Genomic DNA, 15,995 nt, shown 5'->3' with positions numbered 1-15,995 from the left:
TAACGCCGCGATTTCCCTGCAGGATATCACACGCCCCATGTCCGTCCTCTCCCGCCTGTTCAGCCGCAAGGACCCGCGCGAGATCGCGCGCGCAGCCTATGACCGCATCATCGCCATGGGCCGCGACCCCTATTGGTATCTGGACGGAAAGGTCGAGGACAGCGTCGACGGCCGGTTCGAAGCGGTGACCATGGTGCTCGCCGCCGTGCTGCTGCGGCTGGAGCAGGACGATACCGACCCGCAGGTTCGCCAGTTCTCGGTGTTCCTTGCCGAACTGTTCGTCGACGATATGGACGGGCAACTGCGCCAGAACGGCGTCGGCGATCTCGTCGTCGGCAAGCATATCGGCAAGATGATGAGCGCGCTGGGCGGACGGCTGGGGGCCTATCGCGAGGCGCTGGCCAGCGGCAATGGCGACCAGCTCGCCCAGGCGCTGCGCCGCAACCTCTATCGCGATGCCCCGGTCGACGACGCCGCCGTCACCGCCACGGCCGATCATCTGGCGCAGCTTTATGCGCGGCTTCGCGCCCTTCCGGCGACTACGATCATGCAGGGGAGCTTCTGATGCAGGAGCCGACCGAATTTTCGCGCCCCGTCGATCTGCGCGCCATTCCCCGGCAGATCGTCGAGCTGAGCGCCGATGAGGCGGAGCGTGCTGCGCTCGCGCGCCGGTTCGATATCGTCTCGATCGCTTCGCTCAGCGCGACCGCCAGCATCGAGGAGCGCGCCTCGGGTGTCGATGTCTCGGGACGGATCGAGGCGGCGCTGGTCCAGTCCTGCGCGATTTCGGGCGAGGATTTCCCGGTGCGCATTGCTTCGGACTATCGGCTGCGCTTCGTGCCCGAAGCCGAATATGAAGCAGCCCTCGCCGATGCCGGAGAGGAGATCGAGCTCAGCAGCGACGATCTCGATACCATCGCCTATTCGGGCAGCAGCATCGATCTGGGCGAGGCGATCGCGCAGACGCTGGCGCTCGAGATCGATCCTTATGCCGAAGGGCCGAATGCCGATGCCGCGCGCGCCGAATACGGCCTCTCCACGCCCGAAGCGAGCGGGCCTTTCGCGGCGCTGCAGGCGTTGAAAAAGGGCCAGGACACCAAGAGCTAGGGCTTGGGCACGCCGATATTGTCGAGCAGCTGATCGATTGCGGCCACAGCCGCCGCATATTCGGGCGAATCGATGCTGCTATAGGTGCGCTCGAACAGCCCGGCATCCAGGCCCTCGGGCCTGTCCAGCGCCTCGCCCGGTAGCAGCTGATCGTCGGTCACTGCCGCCAGCCGGGTCTGGAGGAAGCGGGCAAGCTGCGCATTGGTCGCGGCGCGGGCGAAGCGTTCGCCCGAACGGTCGGCAGCGAGATCGACAAACGAAAAGCCCGATCCGCCCTTGAGGCTATCCGACAGTTCCTTGAACACACCCAGCGACTGCGCCGCCTGACCGCCCAGGCTCGCCCCCAGCGCGGCGGAGAGCGCCCAGTGCTTGGCGAGATCGGCGCGCCCTGCCAGCGCGACCGGGTCGTCGGGCGGGGAGCATCCGCTCACCAGCGGCAGCGACGCCCCGGCGAGACGATCGCGATATTCGGGCACCGTCCGCATCGCGACCGCAAGGAGCAGACCGCGATTCTGTTCGGCCGGGCCGAGCTCCGCCGGACGCTCCAGCTGCCAGGCGCGGCGGACGATGACGGCCAGATCGGGATCGGCATGGCGCGACAGCGCGCAATAGGCGCGCGCCACCCAGCGCGGATCGCTGGCCGTGCCGCCCAGTTGCGCGAGGCCCGCGAGCGCCGCGTTGCGCCCGGGATTGATCAGCACGACACGCACGGCTTTCGGCGCGATCTGCACCTGCAGCAATGTCTCCTCGAGCGTCGGCGGATCGGGCATGTCGGGCTGGGCGATCGACCAGGCCTGACCGATCAGCCATCGCATCAGCCAGGCCGGAACCGGCAGATGGCCTATGCTGGCGCGCACGGTCGGCAGCCCCCGGCCTGCGCCGGTGCTGTGCGCCCTCGCCTCGATGTTCAGCCACGCGCCCAGCGGCAGGCTGCGGCTCAGCCGCAGCACGAGTCCGGGCGGCGCAGCGGCGCGTCCCGGGGGTGCGATCAGCCGTGCCTCGGCCCGGCTCGGCGCGATCACCTGGCTCGCCATGGCCGAAAAGCCGTCGAGCTCGCGCTGTCCCAGGACGATCGTCTCGCGCGCGCCCGCGACGGCATTCTGCCCCGCGACCTGCTTGGCGATGCCGCGCGCCAGAGCGATGCTGCGCGCATCGGGCGGGACCGGCGGGCCGACCAGCGGCTTTCCATCGATCGCCAGAAAGACCGCGACCAGCATCACCAGCGCCAGCAGGCGCAGCACCAACGTCCAGCGGGAGCGCGTGCGCGGTGGCGGTGCTGCGGGGGTCATCTTGCGGCCTTGTGGGGGTAGGCCGCGCCTGCGCAAGCAAAAAGCGCCGAAATCGCGAGGACTTCGGCGCTTATTGCGTTGAACCGATAAAGGTGCCGGATCAGGCGGCGGGCAGAGCTGCCTGTGCCTGCTTGACGAGACCCTTGAACACTTCGCCCTCGTTCATCGCGAGATCGGCAAGGACCTTGCGGTCGAGTTCGATACCGGCGAGCTTCAGGCCGTGCATGAAGCGGCCATAGGTCAGGCCTTCCATGCGGGTCGCGGCGTTGATGCGCTGGATCCACAGAGCGCGGAAATTGCGCTTCTTGGCCTTGCGGTCGCGATAGGCATACTGACCTGCCTTTTCGACGGCCTGACGGGCGATGCGGATGGTGTTCTTGCGACGGCCATAATAGCCCTTCGCCTGGGCGAGAATGCGCTTGTGCTTGGCGCGGGTGGTAACACCCCGTTTGATGCGTGCCATGAGTTATATCCTTGTGAAAATCGAGAGAAGGGGTCCGGCGGGATCAACCCAGGCCGTAGGGCGCCCATTTCTTGATGGTCTTGGCATCGGCGTCCGAAATGACGCTGGTGCCGCGATTCTGGCGGATATACTTGGCATTGTGGCTGATCAGCCGGTGGCGCTTGCCAGCGACGCCGTGCTTCACCTTGCCGGTGGCGGTGAGCTTGAAGCGCTTCTTGACGCCGCTCTTGGTCTTCAGCTTGGGCATTTTGGTCTCCTTTTTGGAAATCCGCATCAAGCGAACATGGCAGCCCATAACCAGCCAGCCCGCTTATTCGGAGGCGTGCGCGCCTAGCGGGATTCTGCGCCAATTGCAAGGCACAGAATCCCGCCAGGTGGCCATGATCCGATCAGAGCCGGTGCATCGCGCAGATCTTGTTGCCGGCGGGATCGCGCAGATAGGCGAGATACAGCTTCATCCCTGCGCCTTCGCGCACGCCCGGCGGGTCTTCGATCGCGGTACCGCCATGCGCCAGGCCGGCCGCGTGCCATGCATCGCAGGCTTCGGTGGAGCTGGCCGCAAAGCCGATGGTGCTGCCATTGCCGCAGCTCGCCGGCTGGCCGTCGATCGGCTTGGTCAGCAGGAACAGCCCGCCATTGTTCATGTAGATGACGCGGCCCTTGGGGTCGACCATTCCGGGCTTGCCGCCCAGCGCAGCCATGGTCGCATCGTAGAACGCCTTGGACGCGTCAATATCGTCCGCGCCCAGCATGACGTGTGAAAACATGGAACTCTCCTGTTGTTGATCGGCCAGCTCTTAACCGAGTGGTTAAATCACCATGGACAAGCCGTCTGGCCCCCGTCAATATCCGGTTGCGAGAAAGACAGCCATTGGCCGCCAAAGGTCAAGACAAAAGCGGCTGGGCGCATGGAGAGAGGATCGAGGCGATGAGGCTGAAAGCGGCTGTGGGAGCGGCGCTGGCGCTGCTGGTGGCATCCTGTTCGGGCGGGGCGGACGACAACAGGGCGACCGACACCACGGGAATCGACGGCGCAAGGATCATCAAGGCCGATGGCGGCGAATGGCTGAGCTATGGCCGCACCTATGACGAGCAGCGCTTCAGCCCGCTCGACCAGATCAATACCGGCAATGTCGGCGAGCTGGGCCTGGCCTGGTATGCCGATCTTGACACCGCGCGCGGCCAGGAGGCGACGCCGCTGGTGATCGACGGCAAGATCTACGTCACGACGGCCTGGTCCAAGGTCAAGGCGTTCGACGCCACCACCGGCAAGCCGCTCTGGGACTATGACCCCAAGGTGCCCGGCGAAACCGGGGTCAAGGCGTGCTGCGACGTCGTCAATCGCGGCCTCGCCGCCTGGGGCAACATGCTGTTCCTCGGCACCCTCGACGGCCGGCTGATCGCGCTCGATCGCGGCACGGGCCGCGAGATCTGGAGCAAGGTCACGGTCGATCAGGACAAGTCGTACACCATCACCGGCGCGCCGCGCGTGATCGACGGCATGGTCATCATCGGCAATGGCGGCGCGGAATTCGGCGTGCGCGGTTTCGTCGCCGCCTATGATGCCGCGACCGGCAAGCAGCTGTGGAAATTCTACACCGTGCCCGACCGGCCCGGCGCCAACGAGGCGGAGTATCTGAAAGCCGCCGAGACCAGCTGGAAGGGCGAATACTGGAATATCGGCGGCGGCGGAACCGTGTGGGACGCGATGGCCTATGATCCGGAGCTCGGGCTGCTCTATGTCGGCGTCGGCAACGGCAGCCCCTGGAACCAGGCCTATCGGTCGCCCGGCGGCGGCGACAATCTGTACCTGTCCTCGATCGTCGCGATCAAGGTGAAGACCGGCGAATATGCCTGGCACTACCAGACCACGCCGGGCGAGACCTGGGACTATACCGCCACGCAGCATATCATGCTCGCCGACCTGGAAATCGACGGCAAGACGCGCAAGGTGCTGATGCAGGCGCCGAAGAACGGGTTTTTCTACGTGATCGACCGCACGACCGGCGAGTTCATCTCCGCCAACAATTTCGTGCCGGTCAATTGGGCGACGGGGATCGATCAGAAAACCGGCCGCCCGATCGAGAACCCGGCGGCGCGCGTCGACAAGACCGGCAAGCCCTTCATCGTCTCGCCCGGCCCGCTGGGCGCGCACAACTGGCACCCGATGGCCTATGACGCGAAGCAGAAGCTCGTCTTCATCCCGGCGCAGATCACCAGCTATCCCTATATCCCGGCCGCCGGCTGGAAGCCCTCCAAGATCGGCTTCAATGTCGGCATGGACACCGCGAACAACGCGATGCCTGCTGACAATGCGGTGCGCGAGGCCGCGAAAAAGGCCACCAAGGGCGTGCTGATCGCCTGGGATCCGGTGGCGCAGAAGGAGCGCTGGCGCGTGACACTGGGCGGTCCGTGGAACGGCGGCGTGCTGGCGACGGCGGGCGGCCTCGTGTTCCAGGGCAATGCCATGGGCAATTTCGTCGCCTATGATTCGGCGAGCGGCAAGAACCTGTGGAGCTTCGAGGCGCAGACCGGCGTGGTCGCAGCGCCGATGACCTACAGCATCGACGGCGAGCAATATGTCGCGGTGCTCGCCGGATGGGGCGGCGCGTGGCCGATCACCGCCGGCGTGCTCAGCGACATGTCGGGCCCGGTGCGCAACATCTCGCGGCTGCTGGTGTTCAAGCTGGGCGGCAAGGGCAAGCTGCCCGCGATGCCCGCCGCCGACGCGCTGCCGCTCGATCCGCCGGGTCTGACGGCTGCGGCCGATGTCGTGCAGGGCGGTGCGCAGCTCTATGGCCGCTATTGCACCGTCTGTCATGGCGATGCGGCGGTCCAGGCCTCGGGCCGGGGCGGCATCATCCCGGACCTTCGCTATTCGGGCACGCTCTCCAGCGCCGAAAACTGGCAGATGATCGTCCATGACGGTGCGCTCAAGGACAATGGCATGGTCAGCTTCGCGCCGGTCATGTCGAAGGGCGAGATCGACAGCATCCGCCAGTATGTCATCGCCCGCGCCAACGAGGACAAGGCGCTGATGTCGAAGAAGGTCGCGATGAAGTGACGGGGCGGTGGCGGGGCTTCGGGCCCGCCGCCTCCATCACGCGCGCAGCGCGGTCTGTTCCTCGGACGCGGACTGCATCGCTGCCGGGCGACCGAACAGATAGCCCTGCGCCTCGTCGCAACCTTCATCGACCAGCAGCTTGAGCTGGTCGAGCGTTTCGACCCCTTCGGCGAGCACCGGAATGCCGAGCGAGCGCCCGAGCGCCAGCACCGCGCGGATGATCGCCTGAGCCTGCGGGCTCTCGCCGGATTGCAGCAGGAAGGACTTGTCGATCTTGATCTTGTCGAACGGGAAGGAATGCAGCGTATCGAGCGACGAATAGCCGGTGCCGAAATCGTCCATCGCGACCGAAACGCCCAGCGCCTTGATCCGCCTGAGGCTGTGCAGCGCGCGCGTCTTTTCGGTGATCAGCGCGGTCTCGGTGATCTCCAGCTCTAGCCGGCGCGGTGCCAGGCCGGTTTCCATCAGGATCGACGTGACCATTTCGGGCAGGTCGGGCTGGAGCAGCTGCACGGGTGAGAGGTTCACCGCCACCTTGTCCTGGCTGGTCCAGCTCGCCGCCTCCCGGCAGGCCTCGCGCAGCACCCATTCGCCGATCTTGATGATCTCGCCGGTCTGTTCGGCGATGGGAATGAACTCCATCGGCGAGATATGGCCCAGCCGCGGATGCTTCCAGCGCAGCAGCGCCTCGTAACCGCTGATCTGGTGCGTGCGCAGCGAGCGCTGCGGCTGATAGAGCAGCCGGAACTCGTCGCGCGCCAGCGCGTGGCGCAGTTCGTTGGCGATCTGGCGGCGATGCCGCGCGTCCTCGTCCATGCCTGCCTGATAATAGCAGATCGTCTCGCCGGGGCTGGCCTTGGCGCGGTACATCGCGAGGTCGGCATTGTTGAGCAGCGATTCGCGGCCCTGCGCATCGCCCGGATAGGTGGCGATGCCGAAGCTCGCGCCGACACTCGCGGCCTCCCCCTCGCCCGGCGCGAGCGACGCGCTGATCCGCGCGACGAAGCCCTCGAGCTCTGCCGGATCGGTATAATGCTTGGCCACGGCGAATTCGTCGCCGCCGACGCGTGCGGCAATCTCGCCGCGCTCGAGCACCTCGGCCAGACCGGTGCCGATCTGCTGCAGCACCCGGTCCCCTGCGGCATGGCCATGGGTGTCGTTGATCTCCTTGAACCGGTCGAGATCGATCGCGATCACCGCCACCTGTCCCCGCTGCACCGCGGCCTGGGCCAGTTCGCCATCGAGCCACTGGTTGAAGCTGGTGCGGTTGGGCAGTCCGGTCAGCCCGTCGTGCAGCGCCATGTGCACGATCTGCTCTTCGGAACGCCGCCGTGCGGTAATGTCCTCGATCGTGGTCACCCAGCCGCCATCGGCCATGCTGCGGCTCGACATCGCGACGATCAGGTCCTCGTCGAGCTCGAGCACGAAGGGCGGCAGGCTGGGGTCGCGCAGCGAATCTTCCAGCCGCGCCCAGATCCTGGCCAGCTGCGATTCGGCGGTCGCCTCGCCGGTGCGCGCGGCCAGCGCGGTGCGCAGAACGTCGAGCGCGCCGGTTCCGGGCGGGCATTGGTCGTTGCCCAGGCCCCACATTTCGGCAAAGCGCCGGTTGGCCAGCACCAGCCGTCCCCTGGCGTCGAACAGGCACAGCCCCTGGTGCATATGGTCGAGCGCAGCATCGCGGTGGCGACGGGCTTCGGCGATGCGGTCCTGGTCTTCCTTCAGCCGGGTGATGTCGCGGGTGATCTTGGCAAAGCCGAGCAGCCTGCCCGATTCGTCGCAGAAGCGCTCGATCGTCACTTGCGCCCAGAAGCGCGTTCCGTCCTTGCGCACGCGCCAGCCTTCGCCGCTGAACTTGCCCGTCTCGCGCGCGGTGACGAGCGCCCGTTCGGGCACGCCATCTGCGCGTTCCTCGGGCAGGTAAAAGCTCGAAAGCGGCTTGCCGACAATCTCTTCCGGCCGATAGCCCTTGAGCCGCTGCGCACCGGCATTCCAGTTGGCGACCCGACCTTCGGCATCGAGCATGTAGATCGCACAGTCCGAAATGCCCTTGATCAGCGCGCCGAACTGCATCTCGCTCGCGCGGATCGCCGCCCGGGTCCGCCGCGCGATGACGAGGCCGCTAAGGCACAGCATCAGCAGGCAGGCAGAGGCCAGCGTGATGAGGATCGACATGGTCGTCGGCGAGAGCAGCGCGCGCGAACCCTCGATGCGCGAAGGCACCAGATCGATCGCGGTCATGCCCGAAAAATGCAAGCCCACGATCGCGCCGGTCATGATCAGCGCCGCAGAAAGGCCCGAAGCCAGGCTGGTGCGGCGGCGCGCGAGCGCCAGCGCCGGATAGAGCGGCACGATGGCAAGAGCGACCGACAGCGCCAGATAGCCCATGTTCCAGCGGATGAGCGCGGGCATTTCGAGCGCGGCCATGCCGACATAGTGCATCGCGGCAAAGCCCGATCCGGCGAGCACGCTCGCGGCGGCCAGCGCCCTTGCCCCCTGCCCGCGCGTTGCGATGAGCATCGCGGCAATGGTCGTCGCCAGGACCACGAGCAGCGACCCTGCGGTCCGCGCGATCTCGTAGCCGACAATGATGCCCGGGTCATAGCCGAGCATCGCGACGAAATGCGTCGACCAGATGCCGAAGCCCGTGGCGAACCCGCCCGCCACCGCCCAGCCCAGCCGCGCCCGCGCCGAAGCGGACCGGGCCTGCCGGATCATCAGCACCGCCGTGATCGTGGACAGCAGGCAGATCGCGGCGGCCAGTCCGACAAAGCGGATGTCATGATCGTCGCGGATGCAGAAAAGGATATCGAACAAGGGCCTAGCTCCGGGGAAAAAGCTAGTCTGTCCTATTCCGGAAGTGGTTAACAAACCGCACGCCACGGTGTCGGTAACGCAAGCCTGTGCACTCAAGCGCCATCGGACCTGGTGGAGCCGAGGGGAATCGAACCCCTGACCTCGTCATTGCGAACGACGCGCTCTCCCAACTGAGCTACGGCCCCATATCCGGTGACGCGAGGCTATAATGGTTCGCCCCGCGCCTATCCAGAGGAAAAATCAGTCGCCGCTGCTCGGCAATATCGTCGGCAGCACCGGCGGGTTGCTGGCCGGGGTTGCAGCACCAGGAGCGGTGTTCAAGGCCGGCTGGATGGCAGGCTGGGCCTGCCCCATCTGCGCGGCCTGGGCGGCCCGCATCTCGGGGCTGCCATAGAGCGCGATCCATTTCTGCAGGTCGCTCTGGTAGCTCTCGTAGCTTGCATAGAAGCGGTCGAACACGCCCTCGAGCGTCGGCAGCGCGCGAACCGAAAAGGCGACCAGATCCTTCGACGGCAGTGCCACCGCTTCCTGGCCCAGGATCAGCGCGGCATTGCAGAAATCGCTCTTGACTGGGGGAAAGGCGAAGAAATTGTACACCTGGGTGTTCTCGGTATCGCGGATGCGCGCATAGCCGGTGCCGTAGCGCTTGCGATATTTCTCCTCGACGGTCCTGTTGATCCGGTCGAGCTCGCGCTTGTGCGTCTTGAGGAACTGGTTGTAATCGTCCGCGATCCGGAAATGCTCGGCGTTCTGGCAATTGAGCGCGGCGACGTTGAACGCGGCGCGGAAATACCAGAGCTTTTCATTGTCATCGATGTCGCGCATCGGCGTGTCGCGCAGGCCGTCGGCGCGCAGCCCCGGGATCGCCATGGCGGTGACGGCATTCGATGGCGGGGTCGGCATGCGCGGCGGCGCGACCGGAACCGGGGGCGGCGGCGGTGCGACGGCGACGGGGGCGGGCTTGGCGCCGCCACAGGCCGAAATCAGGGTGGTAAGGCTGACCGTAACGGCCAGCAGAAGTGCACGGCTGGGGGCCATACGTGCCATGTTCAGTGTCTCCCGGTGCACGCGCGGGGCCTTGGCTCTCTCGCACGCGTTCTCATGGGCATGGTTTATGCCCGCCAAGCGCCGATCTCAACACCAAAACGGTGAACCGTTAAAGGCTGGGTGACGACAGCCACCCAAAAGCCGGGATGAGCGGAGTCGCTCGAGCGGCGAGCCGAGTGAACCTTTTAAGCGCAAAAGAAAAGCCCGGCGGAAGGGGATCCGCCGGGCTGTCAGGGTTCCAGTGCTTTTCCGGACAGATCAGTCGCGACTGCCCATGATGCTCAGCAGCGCCTGGAACATATTGATGAAATCGAGATACAGGTTGAGCGCGCCCATGATCACGACCTTGCCCATCATGTCGCTGCCCGCCACCTGCCAGTACAGGCTCTTGAGCTTCTGGGTATCATAGGCGGTCAGGCCAGCGAAGATCAGGACGGCGGCATAGCTGATGACCAGGCCCATGACCGACGACTTGAGGAAAATGTTGAGCACGCTCGCCACGATCAGGCCGACGACGCCCATGATCAGGAAGCTGCCCCAGCCGGTCAGGTCCTTCTTGGTGGTATAGCCGAACAGGCTCAGACCCGCAAACGCCGCAGCGGTCGAGAAGAAGGCCAGCGCGATGCTCTCACCGGTATAGACCAGGAAGATCGTCGACATGCTGAGGCCCATCAGCGTGGCAAAGCCCCAGAACATCGCCTGGAGTGCGGGCGTCGAGAAGCGGTTCATGCCGAAGCTCATCGCCAGGACGATCACGAGCGGCGAGAAGATGATGACGTACTTGAGCAGGCCCGGGCCGAACATGATGTCTGCGGCCATGCCCGACTGGGCGAACAGCAGCGCGACGATGCCGGTCAGCAGGATGCCGCTGGTCATGTAATTGTAGATGGACAGCATGTACTTGCGCAGGCCCTCGTCCCGGGCCGCGCTAACACCGCCGGGCGCATTGATCGAACCGGCGCGCATGCGCTCCGCCGTGCGAGGATCAAAACGGTCAGCCATCGAAAGAGTCTCCTTTGCCCGGCATTGTTGCCGGATAGCCACAATATCGCCCCTGAAGGCAGAATTTTCAAGCGAAACCGGTTTTCCGTTCGTCGCGCCTTGCTACGATACAATCCTTACCATGCGATTGTTCCTTGCCCTTGTGCCTCCGATTGCCATTCGCGCGCTGCTGCTCGACCGGATGCAGGGGCTGGGCGCGGCACGCTGGCAAGGCGACGCGCAGTTGCATGCCACGATGCGCTTCATCGGCGAGACCGACCGGCACGGGGCAGACGCGCTGATGATGGCGCTCGCCGCAGAACGGTTCGCGCGAATCGAGGCAGGGCTCAGCGGTTTCGGCTGGTTCGACCGCAAGGGCCGGGTCGATCAGCTCTGGGCTGGCCTCGCCCCGCGCGATCCGCTGGCGGCATTGCACGCGCGGCTCGATCGGCTGTGCGTGCGCGCCGGCTTCGAGCCCGAAGCGCGCAAATATGTGCCGCATGTCACGATCGCCCGTTTCGCGCGCAGCACCGCGCCCGATCCGGCAGGGGTCGCCGCCTGGATGGCATCGCAGCCACCCCTGCCCGGCGACCTGTTCGGCTTTGACGAACTGCGGCTGATGCAGAGCCATCTGGGGAATGACGGCAGCGTCTACGAGACGATCGCCGCCTTCCCGCTGCGCGGCTGACGCATCAGGGCTGGAAGGCGGCCACGATATCCGCCGTGACCCGCGCCGGGCGTCCGGTCGCCTTGTCGAGCATCGCCCATGTCGAGATGGCCGTCACGATGTCGCGCCCGTTCGCATCGGCGAACGCGGCATGGCGGGCAAAGCGCGCGCCCTTGGGCGTTCCGGGCACCCAGGTCCGGCCGATTGCCGTCTCGCCCAAACCGATATTGCCGCGGTAATCGATCTCGTGCCGCACGATCACCCAGAAATATGCGGCCACATGCGCCGGGTCCGCCGCCGCATTCCAATGCGCGACCGACAGTTCCTGCAGCCACTGCACCCAGACGGCATTGTTGACATGACCGAGCTCGTCGATGTGCTCAGGTGCGGCGGTAAAGGGGAGGGAGAAGGTGGTCATGGGGCTGCCTTAACGCTCCCATCGCCGTTTGTCCCGGCCCTTCGGCTGGCTGGCACGCCGGAGGGCTCGGGACGAAAAGGCCCGGCTGACATCTCGCCAGCCGGGCCCTTCGTTCAATCCGCGTTGGTATCGCTTTCCTTCTTCGCCGAACCGCGCGCCTTCTTGGGCTTGGCCGCCTTGGGCGGTGCGGGGACGATCTCGAAGGCCATCGCGCCGTCCTTCATATGGACGTTGACCTCGCCGCCCTGGACCAGCTTGCCGAACAGCAACTCTTCCGCCAGCGGCTGCTTGATCTTCTCCTGGATGAGCCGCGCCATCGGACGTGCCCCGTAGAGCCGGTCATAGCCACGCTCGCACAGCCAGTCGCGCGCTTCCTGGTCGAGCCGGATATGCACGTTCTGGTCGGCGAGCTGCAGTTCGAGCTGCAGGATGAACTTGTCGACCACGCGGGCGACCACCTCGGTTCCCAGATAGCCGAACGGCACGATGGCATCGAGACGGTTGCGGAATTCGGGCGTGAACATCTTCTTCACCGCCTCGTCCGACGCATCCTCGCGGCTGACATCGCCAAAGCCGATGCCCTCGCGCGCCATGTCCGCCGCGCCCGCATTGGTCGTCATGATCAGCACGACATTGCGGAAATCGACGGTCTTGCCGTGATGGTCGGTCAGCTTGCCGTTGTCCATCACCTGCAACAGGATGTTGAACAGATCGGGGTGCGCCTTCTCGATCTCGTCGAGCAGCAGGACGCAATGCGGCTGCTGGTCGATCGCATCGGTGAGCAGGCCGCCCTGATCATAGCCGACATAGCCCGGAGGCGCGCCGATCAGCCGGCTGACCGAATGGCGTTCCATATATTCGGACATGTCGAACCGCTGCAGCGGAATGCCCATGATGTTCGCGAGCTGCCGGGCAACCTCGGTCTTGCCGACGCCGGTCGGGCCGGAGAACAGATAGTTGCCGATCGGCTTGTCGGGATCGCGCAGGCCCGCGCGGCTGAGCTTGATCGCGCTCGACAGCACCTCGATCGCCTTGTTCTGGCCGAACACGACGCGCTTCAGGTCGCGCTCGAGATGCTCGAGCACCTTCTTGTCGTCCTTCGACACCGACTTGGGCGGGATGCGCGCCATCGTCGCGATCACGCTCTCGATCTCGCGCGCGGTGATGATCTTGCGCCTTTTGGCGGGCGGCACCAGCATCTGCATCGCGCCGACCTCGTCGATCACGTCGATCGCCTTGTCGGGCAGCTTGCGGTCGTTGATGTAGCGCGCCGACAGCTCGACCGCGGTCTTGATCGCATCGGGCGTGTACTTGACCTTGTGATGATCCTCGAACGCGGTGCGCAGACCCTTCAGGATCTTGATCGTGTCCTCGATCGTCGGCTCGTTCACGTCGATCTTCTGGAACCGGCGCAGCAGTGCGCGGTCCTTTTCGAAATGATTGCGGAACTCCTTGTAGGTGGTCGATCCGATGCAGCGGATCGTGCCGCTGGACAGCGCAGGCTTGAGCAGGTTCGACGCGTCCATCGCGCCGCCGCTGGTGGCCCCTGCACCGATCACGGTGTGGATCTCGTCGATGAACAGCACCGCGTGCGGCATTTTCTCGAGCTCGGAGACGACCTGCTTCAGCCGCTCCTCGAAATCGCCGCGATAGCGCGTGCCGGCGAGCAGCGCGCCCATGTCGAGCGAATAGATCACCGCCTTCTGCAGCACTTCGGGAACGTCGCCCTCGACGATCTTGCGCGCCAGACCTTCGGCGATCGCCGTCTTGCCGACGCCGGGATCACCGACATAGAGCGGATTGTTCTTCGAACGGCGGCACAGGATCTGGATGGTGCGGTCGACCTCGGGCCCGCGTCCGATCAGCGGATCGATCTTGCCGGCCTGGGCGCGCGCGTTCAGATTGACCGTGAATTGGTCGAGCGCGCTGTCCTTCTTCTGCTTGGCGGCAGCGTCCTGCTTCTCTTCCTGCGGTTCCTCGGCCCCGCGCACGCTACGCTGTTCGACCGGCTGACCGCCCTTGCCGATGCCGTGGCTGATATAGCTCACCGCATCGAGACGGCTCATGTCCTGCTGCTGCAGGAAATAGACGGCATAGCTTTCGCGCTCGGAGAACAATGCGACCAGCACGTTCGCGCCGGTGACGACATCCTTGCCCGAGGACTGGACGTGCAGGATCGCACGCTGGACCACGCGCTGGAAGCCGGAGGTCGGCGCAGGGTCGGTCTTTTCGGCGACCTTGAGCGAGTCGAGCTCATTGTCGAGATAATGGGTGACGGCATCGCCCAGTTCGCCGAGGTCCACGCCGCAGGCCTGCATCACCTGCGCGGCATCGGCATCGTCGATCAGTGCGAGCAGCAGATGTTCGAGCGTGGCATATTCGTGACGGCGATCGGCGGCATTGTGCAGCGCCTGATGCAGCGTCTTTTCCAGCGATTCGGCAAAGGATGGCATATTGCGATACTCCGCAGCGGGCGAGATACCCGCCTTCTTATTCAATTCGCCCGGAAAAAAGGGCCGGGCCCCTTATCGTCAAGCGCCTCTTTGCCATTGCCCCTATCCACTCCGGGGCGCTCCACGTGCACCAATATAGGACGGCATTCGGGCAAATCCAGCAGGCTCAAAGCCACTCGTCGCGAATAATCGCAGCAAGAGCCGTGCCAGATGAACGGCACCTGCGTGAATGTCGGATGCGCCGTTCGGGCTCAAAGCCTGCAGGCGGTGCTCAGCTCTTGCGAAACAGCGCTTCCGCGCTCAGCCGGTGCTGCGCGGCAAAGGCCTTGCGCGCTTCGCACCGGGCGATCTCGGCCCGGCACAGCGCAATCCGCGCGTCCAGTTCGTCCAGCGAATAGGCATCGATATCCTCGCCGCCCAGTTTCTGGGCAGCATCTGCGCGCAACCGCGCGAGGCTTTCGTCGGGCTCCATGGGACTTATTGTTGACCCCGGTGCCTTAGCTGTCAATATGGGGTTTACAGATGTTGACGGTTTGGTCCGTGAACGGGGGGAGCACCAGGTCATGACGACCCTGGAAATGGCGAAAGTAATTCCGGCGACCATGCGTGCCGTCGATTATGCCGAGCCGGGCGGGCCGGAAGTACTGGTGGCCGGCGAGACACAAGTTCCGGTGCCAGCAGCTGGCGAGCTATTGATCCGCGTCGCCGCCGCCGGCGTGAACCGGCCCGATGTCATCCAGCGCCAGGGCTTCTATCCGCCGCCGCCGGGTGCTCCGCACATCCCCGGACTGGAGATTGCCGGAACGGTGGTGGCCGCTGGCCCCGATACCGACGATGCGCTGATCGGCCAGCCGGTCTGCGCGCTGGTCGCAGGCGGCGGCTATGCCGAATATTGCCTCGCCCGCGCGGACCACTGCCTGGTCGTGCCCTCGGGCATATCGATGGTCGAGGCGGCCGCGCTGCCCGAAACGCTGTTCACCGTGTGGCACAACCTGTTCCAGCGCGCCTATGCCCGCGACGGCGAGACGGTACTGGTCCATGGCGGTACCAGCGGCATCGGCACGATGGCGATCAAGCTGTGCAAGCTGTTCGACCTCAAGACCATCGTCACCTGCGGCAGCGACGACAAATGCGCCGCAGCGCTCGATATCGGCGCGACGCACGCGATCAATTACAAGAGCCATGATTTCGTCGAGGAGGTCCAGCGCCTCACCGACGGCAAGGGCGTCGAGATCGTGCTCGATATGGTGGGCGGCAGCTATTTGCCGCGCAACATGGCGTGCCTGGCCGATGATGGCCGCAATGTCACCATCGCGGTGCAGGGCGGCATGAAGGCGGAAATTTCGGTGCTCGAGATCATGCGCCGCCGCCTGACGCTGACCGGTTCGACGCTGCGCCCGCGCTCGAACGGCTTCAAGGCGCTGCTCGCCGACGAGATTGCGCGCGAGGTCTGGCCGCTGGTCGCGACCGGCGAGCTGTCGCCGATCATCCACAGCCGCTACCCGCTGCACGAGGCGGCGAAGGCGCACGCGCAGATGGAATCGGGCGATCTCATCGGCAAGATCGTGCTGGAGATCGGCGAATAGTCCGCCGATTGTCATCAACCCGTCATCGCTAGGCGATTCCAGTTGTCACATTAAACCGCCATTGGCGTGGTCCCGAGGATGCAATATCCGCAAGGGAGCAAGCGCC

General features: G+C 65.4%; 15 protein-coding genes and 1 tRNA gene. 5 read left to right on the top strand and 11 right to left on the bottom strand.

Translation table 11 applies throughout. The features are described from left to right. Positions 1-37: 37 nt before the first annotated feature. On the top strand, positions 38-565 hold the full coding sequence (locus AX725_RS13000; protein ID WP_060979248.1) for a ubiquinol-cytochrome C chaperone family protein: 528 nt from the start codon (positions 38-40) through the stop codon (positions 563-565). Then, positions 565-1,107 (top strand): YceD family protein, encoded by a 543-nt coding sequence (locus tag AX725_RS12995; RefSeq protein WP_060979249.1) that lies wholly within the window; start codon positions 565-567, stop codon positions 1,105-1,107. The genes AX725_RS13000 and AX725_RS12995 overlap by 1 nt, the downstream gene beginning before the upstream one ends. Here the strand turns inward: AX725_RS12995 and AX725_RS12990 are convergent. The 4 genes from AX725_RS12990 to AX725_RS12975 all read right to left on the bottom strand — a co-directional run bounded on the left by AX725_RS12990 (position 1,104) and on the right by AX725_RS12975 (position 3,626). After that, positions 1,104-2,396: a YfiM family lipoprotein gene (locus AX725_RS12990; RefSeq protein WP_060979250.1), complete on the bottom strand. Its 1,293-nt coding sequence runs from the start codon at positions 2,394-2,396 to the stop codon at positions 1,104-1,106. The two genes, AX725_RS12995 and AX725_RS12990, sit on opposite strands and share 4 nt — an antisense overlap. 100 nt (positions 2,397-2,496) lie before the next feature. After that, positions 2,497-2,859: a 50S ribosomal protein L20 gene (rplT, locus tag AX725_RS12985; RefSeq protein ID WP_023837523.1), complete on the bottom strand. Its 363-nt coding sequence runs from the start codon at positions 2,857-2,859 to the stop codon at positions 2,497-2,499. A 43-nt stretch (positions 2,860-2,902) separates the two neighbouring features. Continuing rightward, positions 2,903-3,106, bottom strand: coding sequence for a 50S ribosomal protein L35 (rpmI, locus tag AX725_RS12980; protein WP_023837522.1), 204 nt, complete (start codon positions 3,104-3,106; stop codon positions 2,903-2,905). A 142-nt stretch (positions 3,107-3,248) separates the two neighbouring features. Further along, the gene (locus AX725_RS12975; protein WP_060979251.1) at positions 3,249-3,626 is read right to left on the bottom strand and encodes a VOC family protein; all 378 of its coding nucleotides are present in this window, start codon (positions 3,624-3,626) and stop codon (positions 3,249-3,251) included. A gap of 161 nt (positions 3,627-3,787) precedes the next feature. On the opposite strand from AX725_RS12975, the gene AX725_RS12970 reads away from it, so the two are divergent. Next, complete coding sequence (locus AX725_RS12970) at positions 3,788-5,923, top strand: PQQ-dependent dehydrogenase, methanol/ethanol family (protein WP_060979252.1); 2,136 nt, start codon at positions 3,788-3,790, stop codon at positions 5,921-5,923. A gap of 36 nt (positions 5,924-5,959) precedes the next feature. On the opposite strand, the gene AX725_RS12965 is transcribed toward AX725_RS12970, so the two are convergent. The 4 genes from AX725_RS12965 to AX725_RS12950 all read right to left on the bottom strand — a co-directional run bounded on the left by AX725_RS12965 (position 5,960) and on the right by AX725_RS12950 (position 10,786). Further along, positions 5,960-8,737: a bifunctional diguanylate cyclase/phosphodiesterase gene (locus AX725_RS12965; protein ID WP_060979253.1), complete on the bottom strand. Its 2,778-nt coding sequence runs from the start codon at positions 8,735-8,737 to the stop codon at positions 5,960-5,962. A gap of 109 nt (positions 8,738-8,846) precedes the next feature. After that, positions 8,847-8,922, bottom strand: a tRNA-Ala gene (locus AX725_RS12960). Positions 8,923-8,977: 55 nt separating this feature from the next. Then, on the bottom strand, positions 8,978-9,784 hold the full coding sequence (locus AX725_RS12955; RefSeq protein WP_156439006.1) for a hypothetical protein: 807 nt from the start codon (positions 9,782-9,784) through the stop codon (positions 8,978-8,980). A gap of 258 nt (positions 9,785-10,042) precedes the next feature. Further along, a complete protein-coding gene (locus AX725_RS12950) occupies positions 10,043-10,786 on the bottom strand; it encodes a Bax inhibitor-1/YccA family protein (protein WP_060979255.1) in 744 nt (247 codons plus the stop codon). Positions 10,787-10,907: 121 nt separating this feature from the next. Here AX725_RS12950 and thpR point away from each other — a divergent pair, with 121 nt between their 5' ends. Beyond that, a complete protein-coding gene (gene thpR, locus AX725_RS12945; RefSeq protein ID WP_060979256.1) occupies positions 10,908-11,453 on the top strand; it encodes an RNA 2',3'-cyclic phosphodiesterase in 546 nt (181 codons plus the stop codon). A gap of 4 nt (positions 11,454-11,457) precedes the next feature. Here thpR and AX725_RS12940 read toward each other — a convergent pair whose 3' ends face one another. From AX725_RS12940 to AX725_RS12930, 3 genes are all read right to left on the bottom strand, one after another. After that, entirely contained in the window at positions 11,458-11,850 is a 393-nt protein-coding gene (locus AX725_RS12940; RefSeq protein WP_060979257.1) for an acyl-CoA thioesterase, read from the bottom strand. A 113-nt stretch (positions 11,851-11,963) separates the two neighbouring features. Further along, positions 11,964-14,303, bottom strand: a complete 2,340-nt coding sequence (gene clpA, locus AX725_RS12935; protein ID WP_060979262.1) for an ATP-dependent Clp protease ATP-binding subunit ClpA — start codon at positions 14,301-14,303, stop codon at positions 11,964-11,966. Positions 14,304-14,574: 271 nt separating this feature from the next. Beyond that, positions 14,575-14,775 (bottom strand): DUF1192 domain-containing protein, encoded by a 201-nt coding sequence (locus tag AX725_RS12930; protein ID WP_066043999.1) that lies wholly within the window; start codon positions 14,773-14,775, stop codon positions 14,575-14,577. A gap of 91 nt (positions 14,776-14,866) precedes the next feature. Between AX725_RS12930 and AX725_RS12925 the strand changes: the two genes are divergently transcribed. After that, positions 14,867-15,889, top strand: coding sequence for an NAD(P)H-quinone oxidoreductase (locus AX725_RS12925; protein WP_066044002.1), 1,023 nt, complete (start codon positions 14,867-14,869; stop codon positions 15,887-15,889). Positions 15,890-15,995 lie beyond the last annotated feature (106 nt).

Origin of the sequence: Blastomonas sp. CCH9-A1, assembly GCF_001557175.1 — a bacterium.
GTDB lineage: Bacteria > Pseudomonadota > Alphaproteobacteria > Sphingomonadales > Sphingomonadaceae > Blastomonas > Blastomonas delafieldii_A.
The sequence above is the reverse complement of the archived record's forward strand: the minus strand, read 5'-3'. Positions and strand labels throughout refer to the sequence as shown.